Source organism: Sphingomonas anseongensis, assembly GCF_023516495.1.
GTDB classification, from domain to species: Bacteria; Pseudomonadota; Alphaproteobacteria; order Sphingomonadales; family Sphingomonadaceae; genus Sphingomicrobium; species Sphingomicrobium anseongensis.
In genome coordinates, this window is record NZ_JAMGBC010000001.1 from 188,770 (window position 1) to 204,609 (window position 15,840).

General features: G+C 65.4%; 14 protein-coding genes and 1 pseudogene. 7 read left to right on the top strand and 8 right to left on the bottom strand.

All coding sequences use genetic code 11. The features are described from left to right. Positions 1 to 12: 12 nt before the first annotated feature. Entirely contained in the window at positions 13 to 2,487 is a 2,475-nt protein-coding gene (gene topA / locus LZ519_RS01000; protein ID WP_249866888.1) for a type I DNA topoisomerase, read from the top strand. On the opposite strand, the gene LZ519_RS01005 is transcribed toward topA, so the two are convergent. From LZ519_RS01005 to LZ519_RS01025, 5 genes and pseudogenes are all read right to left on the bottom strand, one after another. Beyond that, positions 2,484 to 3,239, bottom strand: a complete 756-nt coding sequence (locus LZ519_RS01005) for a HesA/MoeB/ThiF family protein (protein ID WP_249866889.1) — start codon at positions 3,237 to 3,239, stop codon at positions 2,484 to 2,486. The two genes, topA and LZ519_RS01005, sit on opposite strands and share 4 nt — an antisense overlap. Beyond that, positions 3,236 to 3,673: a dUTP diphosphatase gene (gene dut / locus LZ519_RS01010; RefSeq protein ID WP_249866890.1), complete on the bottom strand. Its 438-nt coding sequence runs from the start codon at positions 3,671 to 3,673 to the stop codon at positions 3,236 to 3,238. The genes LZ519_RS01005 and dut overlap by 4 nt, the downstream gene beginning before the upstream one ends. Continuing rightward, positions 3,670 to 4,835, bottom strand: a pseudogene (coaBC, locus tag LZ519_RS01015) (bifunctional phosphopantothenoylcysteine decarboxylase/phosphopantothenate--cysteine ligase CoaBC). The gene dut and the pseudogene coaBC overlap by 4 nt, the downstream one beginning before the upstream one ends. Before the next feature lie 7 nt (positions 4,836 to 4,842). Beyond that, on the bottom strand, positions 4,843 to 6,375 hold the full coding sequence (gene ubiB / locus LZ519_RS01020; RefSeq protein WP_249866891.1) for a 2-polyprenylphenol 6-hydroxylase: 1,533 nt from the start codon (positions 6,373 to 6,375) through the stop codon (positions 4,843 to 4,845). Next, a complete protein-coding gene (locus tag LZ519_RS01025) occupies positions 6,372 to 7,103 on the bottom strand; it encodes a class I SAM-dependent methyltransferase (protein ID WP_249866892.1) in 732 nt (243 codons plus the stop codon). Before LZ519_RS01025 ends, ubiB begins: the two co-directional genes overlap by 4 nt. Before the next feature lie 46 nt (positions 7,104 to 7,149). Between LZ519_RS01025 and mutM the strand changes: the two genes are divergently transcribed. From mutM to dnaA, 3 genes are all read left to right on the top strand, one after another. Then, positions 7,150 to 7,956: a bifunctional DNA-formamidopyrimidine glycosylase/DNA-(apurinic or apyrimidinic site) lyase gene (gene mutM / locus LZ519_RS01030; RefSeq protein WP_249868821.1), complete on the top strand. Its 807-nt coding sequence runs from the start codon at positions 7,150 to 7,152 to the stop codon at positions 7,954 to 7,956. Between the two features lie 145 nt (positions 7,957 to 8,101). Beyond that, positions 8,102 to 8,365 carry a 30S ribosomal protein S20 gene (gene rpsT / locus LZ519_RS01035; RefSeq protein WP_249866893.1) on the top strand — a complete coding sequence of 88 codons (264 nt, stop codon included), beginning with the start codon at positions 8,102 to 8,104 and terminating at the stop codon, positions 8,363 to 8,365. A 373-nt stretch (positions 8,366 to 8,738) separates the two neighbouring features. Then, a complete protein-coding gene (gene dnaA / locus LZ519_RS01040; RefSeq protein ID WP_249866894.1) occupies positions 8,739 to 10,133 on the top strand; it encodes a chromosomal replication initiator protein DnaA in 1,395 nt (464 codons plus the stop codon). Between the two features lie 21 nt (positions 10,134 to 10,154). Here dnaA and trpS read toward each other — a convergent pair whose 3' ends face one another. From trpS to secB, 3 genes are read right to left on the bottom strand one after another with little or no spacing between them, the layout of a single operon-like run. Next, entirely contained in the window at positions 10,155 to 11,150 is a 996-nt protein-coding gene (trpS, locus tag LZ519_RS01045; protein ID WP_249868822.1) for a tryptophan--tRNA ligase, read from the bottom strand. Positions 11,151 to 11,160: 10 nt separating this feature from the next. Then, complete coding sequence (gene murJ, locus LZ519_RS01050; RefSeq protein ID WP_249866895.1) at positions 11,161 to 12,717, bottom strand: murein biosynthesis integral membrane protein MurJ; 1,557 nt, start codon at positions 12,715 to 12,717, stop codon at positions 11,161 to 11,163. A 31-nt stretch (positions 12,718 to 12,748) separates the two neighbouring features. Further along, on the bottom strand, positions 12,749 to 13,294 hold the full coding sequence (gene secB / locus LZ519_RS01055; protein WP_249866896.1) for a protein-export chaperone SecB: 546 nt from the start codon (positions 13,292 to 13,294) through the stop codon (positions 12,749 to 12,751). A 180-nt stretch (positions 13,295 to 13,474) separates the two neighbouring features. On the opposite strand from secB, the gene LZ519_RS01060 reads away from it, so the two are divergent. The 3 genes from LZ519_RS01060 to LZ519_RS01070 are packed head-to-tail and all read left to right on the top strand — an operon-like array spanning position 13,475 to position 15,832. Continuing rightward, on the top strand, positions 13,475 to 14,128 hold the full coding sequence (locus LZ519_RS01060; protein ID WP_249866897.1) for a Tim44/TimA family putative adaptor protein: 654 nt from the start codon (positions 13,475 to 13,477) through the stop codon (positions 14,126 to 14,128). Further along, positions 14,125 to 15,306 carry a murein transglycosylase A gene (gene mltA / locus LZ519_RS01065; protein ID WP_249866898.1) on the top strand — a complete coding sequence of 394 codons (1,182 nt, stop codon included), beginning with the start codon at positions 14,125 to 14,127 and terminating at the stop codon, positions 15,304 to 15,306. Before LZ519_RS01060 ends, mltA begins: the two co-directional genes overlap by 4 nt. After that, positions 15,287 to 15,832, top strand: a complete 546-nt coding sequence (locus LZ519_RS01070) for a Smr/MutS family protein (protein WP_249866899.1) — start codon at positions 15,287 to 15,289, stop codon at positions 15,830 to 15,832. The genes mltA and LZ519_RS01070 overlap by 20 nt, the downstream gene beginning before the upstream one ends. Positions 15,833 to 15,840: the final 8 nt, after the last annotated feature.

Below are 15,840 nucleotides of genomic sequence, written 5' to 3' on the forward strand. Positions count from 1 at the left end.
TGAGGAACTGCTTTGAAGCTCGTAGTCGTTGAATCGCCCGCCAAGGCGAAAACCATCGAAAAGTATCTAGGGCCGGGCCACCGCGTGCTCGCGTCCTACGGTCACGTTCGCGACCTTCCGGCGAAGGATGGCTCGGTCGACACCGACAATGGCTTTGCGATGGAATGGCAGGTCTCGGCCGACCGGTCGAAGCAACTGCGCGAGATCACCGATGAGGCGAAGAAGGCCGACACGCTGATCCTCGCGACCGACCCGGACCGCGAAGGCGAGGCGATCAGCTGGCATCTGGCCGAGGTGCTCCGGAACAAGAAGGCGCTTCCGGCGACCGTCCAGCGAGTTGCGTTCAACGCGATCACCAAGTCCGCGGTGACCGAGGCGATGGCGCATCCGCGCGAGCTCGATGTCGACCTGATCGACGCTTACAAGGCGCGACGGGCGCTCGACTATCTGGTCGGGTTTACCCTGTCGCCGATCCTGTGGCGGAAGCTTCCTGGCGCGAAGTCGGCCGGTCGAGTGCAGTCGGTTGCGCTTCGGCTGATCGTCGACCGCGAGCGCGAGATCGAGCTGTTCCGGCCGCAGGAATATTGGTCGGTCACCGCCAGCTTCGAAGCCGACGGGCAGGGCTTCACTGCCCGCCTGGTCGAGTTCGACGGCCAGAAGATCGACCGGCTGACAATCGGCAACCAAGGCGATGCCGAGCGCGCCAAGGCTGCTGTCGAGGCGGGCCGGTTCACCGTCGTGTCGGTCGAGACCAAGCCTTTCTCGCGCAACCCGCCGCCGCCCTTCACTACCTCGACCCTGCAGCAGGAGGCGGCGCGAAAGCTAGGCTTCGCCGCGAGCCACACGATGCGCGTGGCGCAGGGACTCTATGAGCAGGGGCTGATCACCTACATGCGAACCGACGGCGTCGACATGGCGCCCGAAGCGATCAGCGCTGCACGGCGGGCGATCGCCGACCGCTACGACGCCGGTTACGTTCCGGACAAGCCGCGGATTTACACCACCAAAGCCAAAAACGCTCAGGAAGCGCACGAAGCGATCCGGCCGACGGACTTCTCGCAGCGGCACGCGGCTTCCGGCGACCACGCGCGGCTGTACGAGCTGGTCTACAACCGCGCGCTTGCGAGCCAGATGGCCTCGGCTCGGCTGGAGCGGACGACGGTGGAATTGTGCGACGGAGCGGGCAGGGCGGCGCTTCGGGCGACTGGTCAGGCCGTCCTCTTCCCCGGCTATCTCGCGCTTTACGAAGAGGGACGCGACGAGAAGGCCGAAGACGATGAATCGGCGCGTATGCCCGTGCTTCGCGAAGGCGATTCCCCGGCCAAGACGGGAGTGGAGGCGACCCAGCATTTCACCCAGCCGCCGCCGCGCTATTCGGAAGCGAGCCTGGTCAAGCGCCTCGAGGAACTTGGGATCGGCCGTCCATCGACCTACGCATCGATCCTCCAGACGCTTAAAGACCGCGAATATGTCCGGGTCGAAAAGGCGCGGTTCGTCCCCGAGGAGAGCGGGCGGCTGGTGACGGCCTTCCTGGAGCGGTTCTTCGAGAAATATGTCAGCTACGATTACACGGCCGAGCTCGAGGAGGAGCTGGACGACGTTTCCGGCGGCCGCCTCAACTGGCAGAAATTGCTCGACGAATTCTGGCGCGACTTTCGGCCCAAGGCGGGCGAGGTCATGGAACAAAAGCCGTCGGAGATCACCGCCGCGCTCGACGAGTTCCTTGCTCCTTGGCTTTATCCGCCGCGCGAGGATGGATCCGATCCGCGGCTCTGCCCGCAATGCGGCAACGGCCGCCTGTCGCTTCGCGGCGGCAAGTTCGGAGCGTTCATCGCCTGCTCCAACTACCCCGAGTGCAAATATACGCAGAAGTTCGGCCAGGCCGGAGGCGAGGGTCAGGCCGGTGATGGTCCGCAGGACCTCGGCAACGGGATCGAGCTCAAAAGCGGGCGCTTCGGGCCCTATCTCGAGCGCGACGGCAAAAGGGCCTCGGTCCCCAAGGATGTGCCGCTTGACACCGTGACGACCGACATCGCCGAGCAATTGCTCTCGCTGCCGCGCGAGATCGGGATGCATCCGGAGAGCGGAAAGCCGATCGTCGCGTCGATCGGGCGGTACGGGCCGTACCTTGCCCATGACGGCAAATATGCGCGGCTCGGATCAACCGCCGAAGTGTTCGAAACGGGCATGAACGCCGCGGTCGTCAAGCTGGCCGAAGCGGCGGCCGCTGCCGGCGCGCGCTCTGGTGGCGCCCGCGAACCGATTGCCGTGCTTGGCGCTCATCCGCAGAGCGGCAAGGAGATCAAGGTGATGGCCGGACGCTACGGCCCCTACGCCAGCGACGGTACGACCCACGCCACCTTGCCGAAGGGCACCGAGCCGACGTCGGTGGCTCTCGACCAGGCGGTCGAGCTGATCGACGCTCGTGCTGCCAAGGGTCCGGCGAAGAAGAGCCGCGGCGGCGGCCGACGGAAGAAGAAAGCCTAGCCGCAGGCCTTGCAGCCGGGATTTTTCGGAAGCCGGATCTTCCGCCAATCGAGAGTCAGCCCGTCGAACAGGAACAGGCTTCCGGCAACATCCGGGCCGATCCGTGCGATGGAGCCGACCGCCATCAGGGCGGCGAAGCTGCCGACCGTCGCCGAAAGCGCCCCGAGCACGCCTTGCTCGGCGCATGTGTCGCAATCGTCGCTGTCGAACGCATCGCCGACGAAGCAGCGGTAGCAGGGCTTGTCTGGCTCCCATCCGCGGTAAAGCCCCACCTGCCCCTGGAACTGGACCGCGGCTGCCGAGACGAGCGGGACGCGCAGTCGTGTCGCCGCATCGCTGACCGTCAGCCGGGTCGCGAAATTGTCGCTGCCGTCCAGCACTAGGTCGTGTCCGCCGATCAGGCTTTCCACATTGCCGCCTTCGAGGTGCTGCCTGGCGCCGACGACTTCGATGTTGGGGTTGAGGGCACTGGCGAAGGCGCTGGCAAGCTCGGCCTTGGGTTGGCCGATCTGGTCGTCGCGGAAGATCGTCTGGCGCTGGAGGTTGGACCGTTCGACCTCGCCGTCGTCGACGATCGTCAGCTTGCCGATTCCAGCGCCGGCGAGCGCCGGGATGGCCGCGCTTCCAATGCCTCCGGCGCCGATGACGACGACCTTGGACGCCTTGAGCTTACGCTGGCCGATTCCGCCAAGCTGCGGCAGGACGATGTGCCGCGCGTAGCGGTCGAGCTCAGAGTCGCTGAGGTCGCTCACCGCCCGGTCGAGCCGAACCCGCCCGTTCCCCGCGCAGTTTCCCCGAGCTCGCCGGCCTCGACGAAATCTGCACGAAGTACCGGCGCCGGCACCAACTGGGCGATGCGCTCGCCGCGACGGACCTCGAACGGTTCCTGGCCCAGGTTGATCAGGATCACCTTGATCTCGCCGCGATAGTCGCTGTCGATGGTGCCGGGAGTGTTGAGGCACGTGATGCCGTTCTTGATCGCAAGGCCGGAGCGAGGCCGCACCTGTACCTCGTAACCGCGCGGGATTTCGATCGCGAAACCGGTCGCCACTGCGTGCCGCTCGCCGGGCCGGAGAACCAACTCCTCGGCGGAAGTGACGTCGAGCCCGACCGCGTCCTCGCTCGCATAGCGCGGAAGCGGGAGGCCTTCGCCGTGCGGCAGCCGGGACAGCTTTATCTCGATCATTGAAGCTCCTTCGAAACCCGCTCGATGAGGCGGCGGGCAAGCTCGTCCTTGCTCATTTCCGGCCAGTGCTCGACACCATCGCCGGTGACCAGGTGAACCCGGTTGCGGGTCCCGCCCATCACATCGCCCGAAACATCGTTGGCGACGATCCAGTCGACGCCCTTGCCCACCTGCTTGGCAATCGCATTCTCCACGACATCGGTCGTCTCTGCCGCGAAGCCCACCAGCAGCCGCGGCCGGCGAGCGTCCGTGGCAAGCTCCGCAAGGATGTCTGGGTTGGCTATGAACTTCAGCCTCGGTGGACCGTCGGACTTCTTGAGTTTGGTCGGCGACTGCTCGACCCGCCAGTCGGCGACCGCCGCAACGAGGATGGCAGCATCGGCCGGAAGAGCGCCCGTGACGGCTTGCGACATCTGCTGTGCCGTTTCGACGTCGATCCGTTCGACGCTGGCAGGGGTGTCCAGGACCACCGGTCCCGCGACTAGGGTCACCCGGGCGCCGGCTTCGGCAGCCGCGCCGGCGATCGCGAATCCTTGCCGCCCCGAGGATCGGTTGGCGATCACCCTGACCGGGTCGATCGGCTCATGGGTCGGCCCGGCGGTGACGATTATGTGCTTGCCCTCCAGGCTCACTTCAGAAGGTCACCGATCGCATCGACGATCTGCTGCGGCTCCGGAAGGCGCCCCGGCCCAAACTCGCCGCAGGCCATCTCACCCTCGGCGGGGTCGATCACCCGCACTCCGTCCGCCTTCAGCTGGGCGACGTTGCGTTGAGTCGCGACGTGGTTCCACATCCGGACGTTCATCGCCGGAGCGACCACCACTGGCTTGTCGGTGGCAAGCAGAAGCGTGGTGGCGAGATCGTCGGCAAGCCCCGCCGCCATTTTCGCCAGCAGGTCGGCGGTAGCGGGGCACACCAATACGAAATCCGCGGCGCGCGACAGCTGGATATGGCCGATCTCCACCTCGTCCTTGAGCTCCCATAGCGAGGTGTGGACGGCACTCTCTGCGAGCGTTCCGAGGCTCATCTCGGTGACGAAATGTTCGCCGCCCTTGGTCAGCACCGGCGTGACTTCATGTCCCGCCTTCTTGAGCAGGCGGACAAGCTCGAGCGACTTGTAGGCGGCGATGCCGCCGCCGACGATCAGGAGGACGCGTGCCATTGCGTGATCAGCCTAGCAGAAACAGCGCAAATGCCGCCACCGCTGCGCCGAGGACGGCCGCGACGCCATAGCCCCACCAGCGGTCGGTCTCGATGATGGCGATCTCCGGCAGCGGGGGAGGGGGCGGTGCTCCGCCCGCCGGCGGATAATATTGGTCGAGACGATTGATGAGGTCGGGGATCCGCTTCACCGCGCGCACGGTTTCGATGATCCGGTCTGCGTAATAAGCCTCGGGCCCGAGCTCGGAGCGCATCCATTCGCGAAGGAAGGGCTCGGAGGTTTCCCACATGTTGATGTCGGGATCGAGCTTGCTCGCGATCCCCTCGTTCATCACGATCGACTTCTGCAGAAGCAGCAGGTGAGGTTGGGTCGGCATGTCGAAATCGCGGGTGATCGAGAACAGGCTTTCCAGCATCCGTCCGACCGAAATCTCTTTCACGGGCAAGCCGCGGATCGGCTCGCCAGCCGCTCGAAGGGCAGTTGCGAATTCGTCGACGCTATGGTGCACGGGAACATATTGCGCCTCGAAATGGATTTCGGCGACGCGGCGGTAATCGCCCGTGATGAGGCCGTAGAGAATCTCGGCGAGCCAGACCCGCGCCTGGCGGTCGATCCGGCCCATGATGCCGAAGTCGATCGCCGCAATCCGGCCGTCGGGAAGCGCGAACAGATTGCCGTGGTGGAGATCGGCGTGGAAGAATCCGTCGACGATCGCCTGGCGAAGGAAGGACCGGACGATCGTCGCCGCCAGCGCCTTGCAGTCCTGACCCTCGGCGACGAGCGCGTCGCGGTCGTTGAGCTTGGTGCCTTCGAGCCATTCGAGCGTCAGCACTCGTCGCGCCGTCCGACGCCAGTCGATTTCCGGCACGTAATAGTTCGGCTCGGCGACCATGTTCTCCTTCAGCTCGGACGCGGAAGCGCCCTCGCGCTGAAGGTCGAGCTCGCGGGCGGTCCACTGCTTGAACTGGGCGACGACCAGCCTCGGGCGGAGCCGGGCGGCTTCGTCGCCGAAGGATTCCACCTGGGCGGCCGTCCATTCGTAGGTATCGATCGCGCGGGCGAATTCCTCCTCGATGCCCGGGCGAAGAACCTTCACGGCGACGTCGCGTCCTTCGGTCGTGACGGCGCGGTGGACCTGGGCGATGGAGGCTGCGCCGACCGGCTTCGGGTCGAACGAGCTGAACAGCTGCTCTAGCGGAGCTTCGAACGAACGTTCGATTTCGGCCTTGATCTTGGCGAAGGGCGCAGGGGGAAGGTTGTCCTGGAGCAGCGATAGATTGTCGGCCGCCGCGACCCCGATCAGGTCGGGCCTGGTCGAAAGCGTCTGCCCGAGCTTGATCGCCGCCGGCCCGATATCCTGCATCGCTGCCGCATAGTCGGGCGTGCCCCGAACGCCTGCCCCGAAGCGGGCAATCCGGGCGAGGCGCCGCGCCTGCCGGGGAGTCCTCGGATCGTTCTCGATACCGGTCAGCGCGCCGTGCCGGGCGAGGGTGCGCCCCCACTTCAGCAGCCGCCAGACGTGGGTGACCGACGTGGTCAAATTCGCCAGCCGGAGTGGATGCACACGAGGCCGCCGAGGATCGGCTCGGCGCTGGTACGCTCGAAACCCGAATCCGCGATCATCCGCCGGAATTTCTCCGATTTCGGGAAGCGGCGGATGGATTCGACGAGGTAGCGATAGCTCTCCTCGTCGCGGGTGACGACCTTGCCGATCCGCGGAATCAGCTTGCTCGAATATCTGTCGTAGATATCGGCGAATCCGGGCCAGTCGCTGGTGGAAAATTCCAGGCAGAAGAAGCGCCCGCCGCGCCTGAGCACGCGATGAGCTTCCTTCAGCGCGGCGGGAATGTCGGTGACGTTCCTGATGCCGAACGCGATCGTATAGGCATCGAAGCTCGAATCCTCGAAGGTGAGGCCTTCGGCATTCTCCTGCTTCCACGCGAGGCCTTTCAGGCCCCGTTGCTCGGCCCGTTCCATCCCGACCGCGAGCATGTCCGAGTTTATGTCGGCAACGGTTACGTGCGCTCCCCGCTCGGCCATGCGGAAGGCGACGTCGCCGGTGCCGCCGGCCATGTCGAGGATATGCTCCCCCGCACGCGGCTTCACCCGGGCGACGAACCGGTCCTTCCAGCGCCGGTGAAGCCCGCCCGACATCAGGTCGTTCATGAGGTCGTAGCGCCTCGCCACCGAGCTGAAGACATGGCCCACCCGGCGAGTCTTCTCGTCGGGGCTGACCAATTGGTCTCCGAAGTTCACCTTATCTGTCATCGCCGTGCCTCTAGCTGGCTGCGCCAACGTTCGCCATATCGCGCTGGTGCCCGAGCTTCCCGAAGTCGAAACGACCGTCCGAGGTCTGGAGAAGGTGCTGCTTGGGCGCAGGATCGCTCGAGTCGAGCTTCGCCGCGCCGACCTTCGGCGAGCCTTCCCGCCCGATCTCGGTCAGCGGCTGACCGGCTCGACGGTCACCTCTCTCGGCCGGCGCGGAAAGTTCGGCCTCATCTCAACCGACCGCGGCGACACTTTGGTCTTTCACTTGGGAATGTCGGGCAAGTGGCGAGTCGATCCCGCCGAGATCCACCCGCACGACCACCTCCTGATCGAGACGGATGAAGGGCGTCGGCTGGCTCTGAACGACCCGCGGCGGTTCGGCTCCGTCGACCTGGTGAGCAGCGACAAAGTCGAGGCTTGGCGACCGATCGGCGAGCTTGGAGCGGAGCCCACGGACCTCGACTCGCGCGAGCTGCTCGCCAGGCTTCGCGGCCGAAGCGCCCCGATCAAGTCGTTGCTGCTCGACCAGAGGCTGATCGCGGGGCTCGGCAATATCTATGCCTGCGAGGCGCTTCACCGAGCGCACATCAACCCTCGCAGCGCCGCGGGGCGCCTGTCGCTGCAGCGGGTCGAGCGGCTCGTAACCGCAATCGGCGAGGTCATCGACGAGGCAATCGAAGCCGGCGGCTCGACGCTTCGCGATTATGCGAGGCCGGACGGCGAGCTCGGCTATTTCTCCAAGCGATTCGCGGTGTACGACCGCGAAGGGAAGGCCTGTGCGTGCGGCGGGACGGTCCGGCGGATCGTTCAGGGCGGTCGGTCGACCTTTTACTGTGGCCGGTGCCAGCGCTAGCGATGCCGCCGACGAGCTGTGCCCCGCACAGCCCTGGTTCGCGACATTGACCCGAATCGCCTCCGCCTGTAGGGGATCGCCCATATCGGCGCGGGGGTTCCGTCCTCCGGCGCCGCTTTTTCATGGATCAAGGGACTTTATTCGAATGGCGAACACGCGGCAGGCCAAGAAGCGAATCGGCCGGAATGCGAATCGCGCTGCGATCAATCACGCGCGAATCAGCCGAATCCGCACTTTCATCAAGGAAGTCGAAGCGGCTCTGACCGCCGGCAAGAAGAAGGAAGCGGCGGAGGCTCTCAAAAAGGCACAGCCGGAGCTCGCACGCGGCGTTTCGCGCGGAGTCATCCACAAGAATACGGCGTCGCGGAAATTGTCGCGCCTCTCCAAGAGGGTTGCCTCGCTCGGCTGACACGGCCTCGCAAAGACCCCTTCTAATCGGGCCGCCGGCGATCCGGCGGCCCGTTTCGATTCAGCACTCAAAAAAATCTAGGATTCCCCGCGATTCGCGGAATGAGTAAAAATTTAACCACCCAAGAATTGGCAGTTTTGCGTCGTTTCAGCGCGTTTCCGTCAGTTTTCACTGTCAAGCCACTTTATTTCACTTTCGAAAAAAATGGGGTCTTGAAAGCTGCCGCTTAGGGTCTCAAAAACAGCGTTCCGAGGCGCGAATCCGCGCCAGGGGCAAGAGAGAATAAGGGCAGGGTGCGTGCGACTCGCGTCGCAGGCAACGGGTTCTTTTTGTCTCGGGGGCCAGGGGCACAAGCTGAGGGAGGCGCGAGTCAGTGCAGGGCGGACGGACGGACTCATGCCAGCTGGACGACTCAAAGGTCGCGGCACCGCTTGAAGCAGCGTGGGACTCGATCCGGACGGGGCTTCGACGGGATCTCGGCGCTCGCACTTTCGACGGCTGGCTGAAGCCCGCATCGCTTGGCTCCCTCGACCCTGACACGGGCACGCTCGACATCGTCATGCCGAGCCAGTTCATGGCCGATTGGGTAACGTCCCATTTCGGGGAGCGGCTCACGCTCGCGTGGAAGACCACACTTCCGATCGTTCGCGATATCCGGGTCGTCGCCGCAGCCGACGCGCCGAGGCCGGCGCCTTTGCTCGTTCTCGAGGAAGCCCCTGTCCGCGCGGTCGAACGCGATCCTTCGGCGCCCAATTTCGACCCGCGCTACCGCTTCGAATCCTTCGTGGTCGGAAAGGCCAATGAAGTCGCAGCGACTGCCGCCCGCACCTTGGCGACGGCGGAGCAGGTCAGCTTCAACCCGCTGTTCATCCACGGCGGCACCGGCCGCGGAAAGACGCACCTGCTGCACGCCATCGGCCATACGTTCGCCGAGCGATTCCCGGGCCGGCGGATCGTGTCGATGTCGGCCGAGAAGTTCATGGTCGAGTTCATCCGGGCGCTGAAGGAAAACGACACGATCGGCTTCAAGAGCAGGCTTCGTGGTGCGGACCTGTTGCTGATCGACGATGTCCAATTCATCGCCGGCAAGGATTCGACCCAGGAAGAATTCTTCCACACGATGAACGAGATCATCGGTGCCGGAAAAAGGCTGGTGATCACGTCCGACCGCGCTCCCCAGGACCTTGACGGAATCGCACCGCGGATCCTGTCGCGCCTGTCGTGGGGGCTAGTCGCCGATATCAACTCGGCCGATTTCGAGCTTCGTTACAACATCATCGTCGCCAAGCTTGCGCTTCTGCCGGCTGTCGAGATGCCGGCCAACGTGATCGATTTTCTCGCTCGCCGCGTGACGTCGAGCGTCCGCGAACTCGAAGGCGCGCTTAACCGGATCGCCGCTTATGCGATGATGACCGGTCGCGACATCGACATCGCCTTCGTCGAGGAAGTGCTCGCGAACGTCCTTCGCGCCAACCAGCGCCGGATCTCGATCGATGAGATCCAGACCCAGGTCGCTGAGCATTACCGGATCCGCAAGGCGGAGATGACCTCGGCCCGCCGCGCCCGCGAGGTAGCCCGCCCGCGCCAGGTGGCGATGTATCTCTCGAAGCAGCTTACGCCGAAATCGCTCCCGGACATCGGTCGGCGGTTCGGCGGCCGCGATCACACGACGGTGATCCATGCTGTGCGCCAGATCGAACGCCTTCGCGCCGCCGACTCCGAGTTGGACGCCGACATCCGGCTTCTGACCCGCCAGCTCGAAGGCTAAGCGGCCGGGGCCGGGCGCCCGTTAGGCTTTCAACCCGACCGCAGACTTGGCCTTGGCGAGCGTCGGCGCGCCGAGCTCGGCTGCTCGCTTCGCACCCGCTGCGAGGATTCGATCGAGCTCGTCGGGGTCGCCGCGAAGCTCCTCGAGCCGCTGGCGGATCGGCGCGATCAAGGCGATCACCGAGTCAGCAAGAGCGGGCTTGAACTGGCCGAATCCCTGGCCGGCGTAACGGCCGAGCACCTGCTCGACGCTATCGCCGGTCACGGCCGCGTAGATGCCGACGAGGTTCCTCGCCTCCGGCCGGCCGTCCAGCGCCTTGGCATTGTCGGGCAGCGGCTCGGGGTCAGTCTTGGCCTTGCGGATTTTCTGCCCGATCGATTCGTCGCTGTCGGTCAGCTGGATCCGGCTCATCTCCGACGGGTCCGTCTTGGACATCTTCGATGTTCCGTCGCGAAGGCTCATCACCCGTGCGGCGGTCCCGCCGCCGATAAACGGCTCGGGAGGGACGAACAGGTCGACGTCGAAATCGGTGTTGAACTTGAGCGCGATGTCGCGAGTGAGCTCGATATGCTGCTTCTGGTCCTCGCCGACTGGCACGTGAGTCGCGCGATAGAGAAGGATGTCGGCCGCCTGGAGGACCGGATAGGTGAACAGGCCGACCGACGCGCCCTCGCGGTTCTTGCCGGCCTTGTCCTTCCACTGGGTCATTCGATTGAGCCAGCCCATCCGAGCAGTGCCCTGCAGGATCCAGGTGAGCTCGGCGTGCGCCGGGATGTCGCTCTGGCGGAACAGGGTGGACTTGGCCGGATCGATCCCGCTGGCAATCAGAGCGGCCGCCATTTCGCGGATGCTGGATCGGAGCTGCGCAGGATCGATGTCGACCGTCAGAGCATGCAGGTCAGCAAGGAAGAACAAGCATTCGGCTTCGTCCTGCATCCGCACCCAGCGAAGGATCGCGCCGAGCAGATTGCCGAGGTGAAGGTCGCCGGTCGGCTGGATGCCGGAAACGACACGCATGGCGGGCTTGTCAGCCGGCATCTTTCTGGGGCCTCCTTCGCCGGAGCAGCGTCCGCAGCTCTTCCTTGTCGGTCCCGCCAAGGACCCACACGAGCGGGAAATAAACTGCCATCCCGCCGCCGACCAGCGCCACCGTGCCGACCAGCCGCTCCCCCACGGAGCCCTTGAACCAGCCGGTTAGGCCTTGGCGGATGAGCACGAGCACTAGAACCATGGCAAGGCCTGCAGCGAGCTGACGAATCAGCCTGGACATCAGCCATTTCTCGACTCGGAAATGGCCGCGGCGGTGGAGGATCACGTAGAGGATCGCACAGTTGAGCCACGAGCTCAGCGCGACCGCGGCGGCAAGCCCGCCGATCCCGAATGGCGGGATCAGCGCGAAATTGAGGGCGATATTGACCGCGAGGACCGCAAGCGCGGTCTTTACCGGAGTCGCCGTGTCGCGGCGTGCGTAGAAGCCTGGGGTGAGCACTTTTACCAGCACGTAGGCAGGAAGGCCCAGAGCGACGATGGAGAGGGTAAGGCCGGTGAAATAGGCGTCGCGTTCGGTGAAGCGCCCCCCCTGGAAGATCGCCGAAACGAGCGGATGGGCGCTTGCCGCCAGAGCAAGCGCGGCCGGAAGGCACAGAAGCATCGCAAGGTCGGCCGCCTGGCCCTGGACCCGGGCGGCCTCCGCGTGTTCCCCGATATCGACGTGGCGGCTAACCTGCGGGAGGATCGCCGTCCCGATTGCCGCGCCGATCACCCCCAGCGGCAGCTGGTTGAGGCGGTCGGCATAGTTGAACCAGCTGACCGCGCCGGTGCCGATCCGAGTCAGGAAGAAGGTGTCGATGAAGACGCTCACCTGGTAGACGCCCGCGCCCAGCGTTGCGGGCACGACCACTCGGATGAACTGGCGGACGCCGGGCGTGAGCTTCGGCTTGCGGATCTTGAGGACGATTCCGGCCCGCTTGCAGGCCGCCATCAATAGCCCGAGCTGGAGCACTCCACCGATCGTGACCGCCGCGGCGACCGCAGTCGCACTGATCTCGCCTCCCTCGCGCACGAGCACCAGAGCCACCAACATCGCCAGGTTGAGAAGCGCCGGCGCGAAGGCGGCCGCGGTGAACCGCGAGATGCTGTTGAGAATCCCCGAGAACAGCGACACGAGGCTGATCAGCAGCAGGTAGGGGAATGTGATCCTGGTAAGGAAGGTGCCGAACGCGAGCTGCTCGCCGTGCCATCCGGTGATCGCCCAGATGAACAGGGGCATGATGATTTCGAAGCCGAGCGTGAAAAGGATCAAAGTCGGAAGGAAGACGGCGAGGACTTCCTCCGAGAAACGCTTGGCGTCCGCTTCGCCGCCGGACTGCAGCCGCTGGCTGTAGAGCGGGACGAATCCGGCAGAAAAAGCCCCCTCGCCGAACAACCGCCGGAACGTGTTTGGAAGCCGGAAGGCGACGTAGAATGCGTCGGTGTAAATGCCCGCCCCGAGGATCCGGGACATCAGCATCTCGCGAGCGAAGCCGGCGATCCGGCTCACCATCGTCAGCCCGCCGATCGTTCCGGTCGATTTGACCAGGTTCATTGGCTTGGCTTCGGTCGCTCGCGCTTGCCGATCAGGCTTCGCCGGAGCCTTCGCCGGCCTCGTCCGCCGCCGGCAAGGCGTCGCCCGCGCCGTCCTGCGGCTGCTCGCCCGGCTGGGCCTGTGCCTGCGCCATATAGGCGGCGGCGAAGTCGATCGGCTCCAGGAGCAGGGGCGGGAAGCCCATGTTCTGGATCGACTCGCAGACGATCTGGCGGGCGAACGGGAACAGGAGGCGCGGCGCCTCGATCAGGAGGAACGGACCGATCGCCTCTTCGGGGAAGTTGCGAAGCCCGAACAGGCCGGCGAAGGTCAGGTCGACGAGGAAATGGACGCCGCTTTGGGAATGCGCCTTCACCTCGATCTTGAGCATGACCTCGCTAACCTCGTCGGAAACCTTGTCGACGTTGAGGTTGAAGCCGACGTCCAGGCTCGGCTGGTCCTGCCACTGGAAGACCTGGGGAGCGCTTGGGCTCTCGACCGACAGGTCCTTGATATATTGGGCAAGCGTCGCCGCCTGCGGGCCGTTGGCATTTCCGTCGGCTCCATTGCCGGCGGGGGTGGAATCCTCTTGAGCCATCTTTGAGTTCTCGCCTCGAACTGGGTGGATACGGAGCCGGAATGCCCCGGGTGCGTTTCGGATGTGGCGCCTAGCAGTCGCCCAAATGGCGTGCAATGGCGTGGACGGGACCAAGCAGGCTTTGAATATGGTCCCGACGCGCATTATGTTCGATGGAAGATTGGCTTTGGATCACAGCATTTGACCGTCATCATCATCCTCGCGCTCGTGGCGCTCTTCATCGGCCTTCGGCTGTACAGCGTCCTCGGCGAGCGCACTGGCCACGAGCAGCAGCCGATCCTGAAGCCCGCCGACCCGGATGCGCGGGTGGAGCGCCCAGCGGCGCCCGTTTCGCCGGTTGCCCAGCCGGCGGCCGATCCCGCCGACCTTGCCTATTTGCCGACCGCCGGGCCCGGCGTCCGGGCGCTCCTCGCCGCCGACCCGACGTTCGACGTCGCCCGCTTCCTCGAAGGCGCTAAGGCCGCTTACCAGATGATCCTGGAGTCATTCTGGAGCGGCGACCTCAGCAAGCTTCGGTCCCATGTCGATGACCATGTCTATGACGCGTTCGCCTCGTCGGTCGAGCAGCGGAACAAGGAGGGGCTGATCCTGGAGAACCGGCTGGTCCATATCGACCAGGCGGTGATTTCGGCGACCACGCTCGAACATACGATCGCATTCGTCACCGTCCGCTTCGAAGCGGATATCGCCGCGGTCACCCGCAACAAGGACGGCGAAGTCGTCGCGGGAGCGATGACCGACGCGGTCCAGACGCGCGACCTGTGGACCTTCCGGCGCGATCTCGCGACCAAGGATCCCAACTGGCTCCTGGTTGAAACCGACGAGGAAGAGTGAGGTCCTGGCTTAGAGGGCTCGCCCTCGCTTCCTTCGCACTTCTGGCAGCCTGCGCAACCAGGCAAGTCGTTCCCCCGCCGGCAACGCGGCCGCCTCCGGTCCAGCCGCAGCCAATTCCGCAGCCGGTGCCGCCGCCGCCGGCCAATGCGGTGCAGGCCGGAATAGCGCTTGCAGCGCCGGCGATCCTTTCCGAAGCCGATGCGGCCGAAGCGCTCCGCGCGTTTCGGTTGAGTTGCAGCTCGCTCGTTCGGCGTACCGACAAATCGGGGCTGACCAATCCCGCCGACTGGCAGGGAGTCTGCGCACAGGCCGCGGCCGTCCAGCCCGGCGGCGCGTCGGCATTCTTCCAATATTCGTTCGACTGGCTCCGAGTCGGCGATGGCAAGGCGTTTGCCACCGGCTATTTCGAGCCCGAGATCGCTGCTTCGCCGGTGCAGGCGCCCGGCTATACGACGCCGATCTACGTCTCGCCCCCTGACCTCGTCCGCTGCACCTTGCCCGACGGGAAGACCGGGCGCGGCCGGATCGACGAAAACGGCCAGTGCACCCTCTATTTCACCCGCGCCGACATCAACCGTGGTGTGCTTGCCGGCAAAGGCCTGGAGCTCGCCTGGGCCGCCGATCCCGTCGAATTGTTCTTCCTTGAGATCCAGGGGTCCGGGCGGCTTCGCTTCCCCGACGGAACGGTGATGCGCATCGGCTACGCCAACCAGAACGGCCGCGATTATGTCGCGATCGGGCGGCTGTTGAAGGAGAGGGGAATCTTGCCGCCCGGCGGCACCAACATGGATTCGATCGTCGCCTGGATGCGCTCGAACCCCGACGCCGCCCAGGCGCTGATGGAGGAAAATCTCTCCTACATCTTCTTCAAGGTTCTGACCGGTCCGGGACCGCTGGGAGCACTGGGGATTCCGGTCACTCCGCGGGCCACGGTCGCCGCCGATCCGAATTTCATTCCCCTGGGGGCGCCGGTCTTCCTCTCGGTGGACCGTCCGGAAGCGTCCGGCATCTGGGTCGCTCAGGACACTGGGGGAGCGATCAAGGGCAGCAACCGCGTGGACACCTTCTGGGGCGCGGGCGAGGACGCTCGAAGGATCGCCGGAGGAATGTCCGCCAAGGGCCAGGCCTTCGTGCTGATCCCCAAGGGCGCAGCAGCGCGTGCGCTCGCTCAGCGCTGACGAAAAGGCGCTTTGGGACCAGGTTGCAGCGACGATCCGGCCGCTGTCGCGCGAGCCGGTGAAGCCTGCCGCCGCAAATAAGGTCGAACAGCCGAAAACAGTGCAAGCTGCGCCCGCTGCCAGGCCGCCGCTTCGTCCGAAGGTCGAGCCGCTTCGCAAGCCGGCCGCAGGCCAGACGCTCGATTCCAGCTGGGACAGGCGGCTCCGCTCCGGGTCCGTCGAGCCGGATCGAATTCTCGACCTTCACGGGCTGACGCTCGACCGGGCGTGGAGCGCGATCGACCGCGGGCTGGAGACCGCGATCGCCCAGGGCGACCGGGTCGTGCTCCTCATCACGGGCCATGCGCGATCCAGCGATCCGCCGGTCCAGCGCGGAAAGATCCGCGCGGCCGTCCATGACTGGCTGGCCGCCTCGCGACATGCGCCGAAAATCGCTGCTGTCCGGAATGCGCACGGCAGGCACGGAGGTGGCGGAAGCCTCTATATTATTTTGAGGCGAAACCGCCCCGGCTCCACCTTTTCTTAACCCTGTCA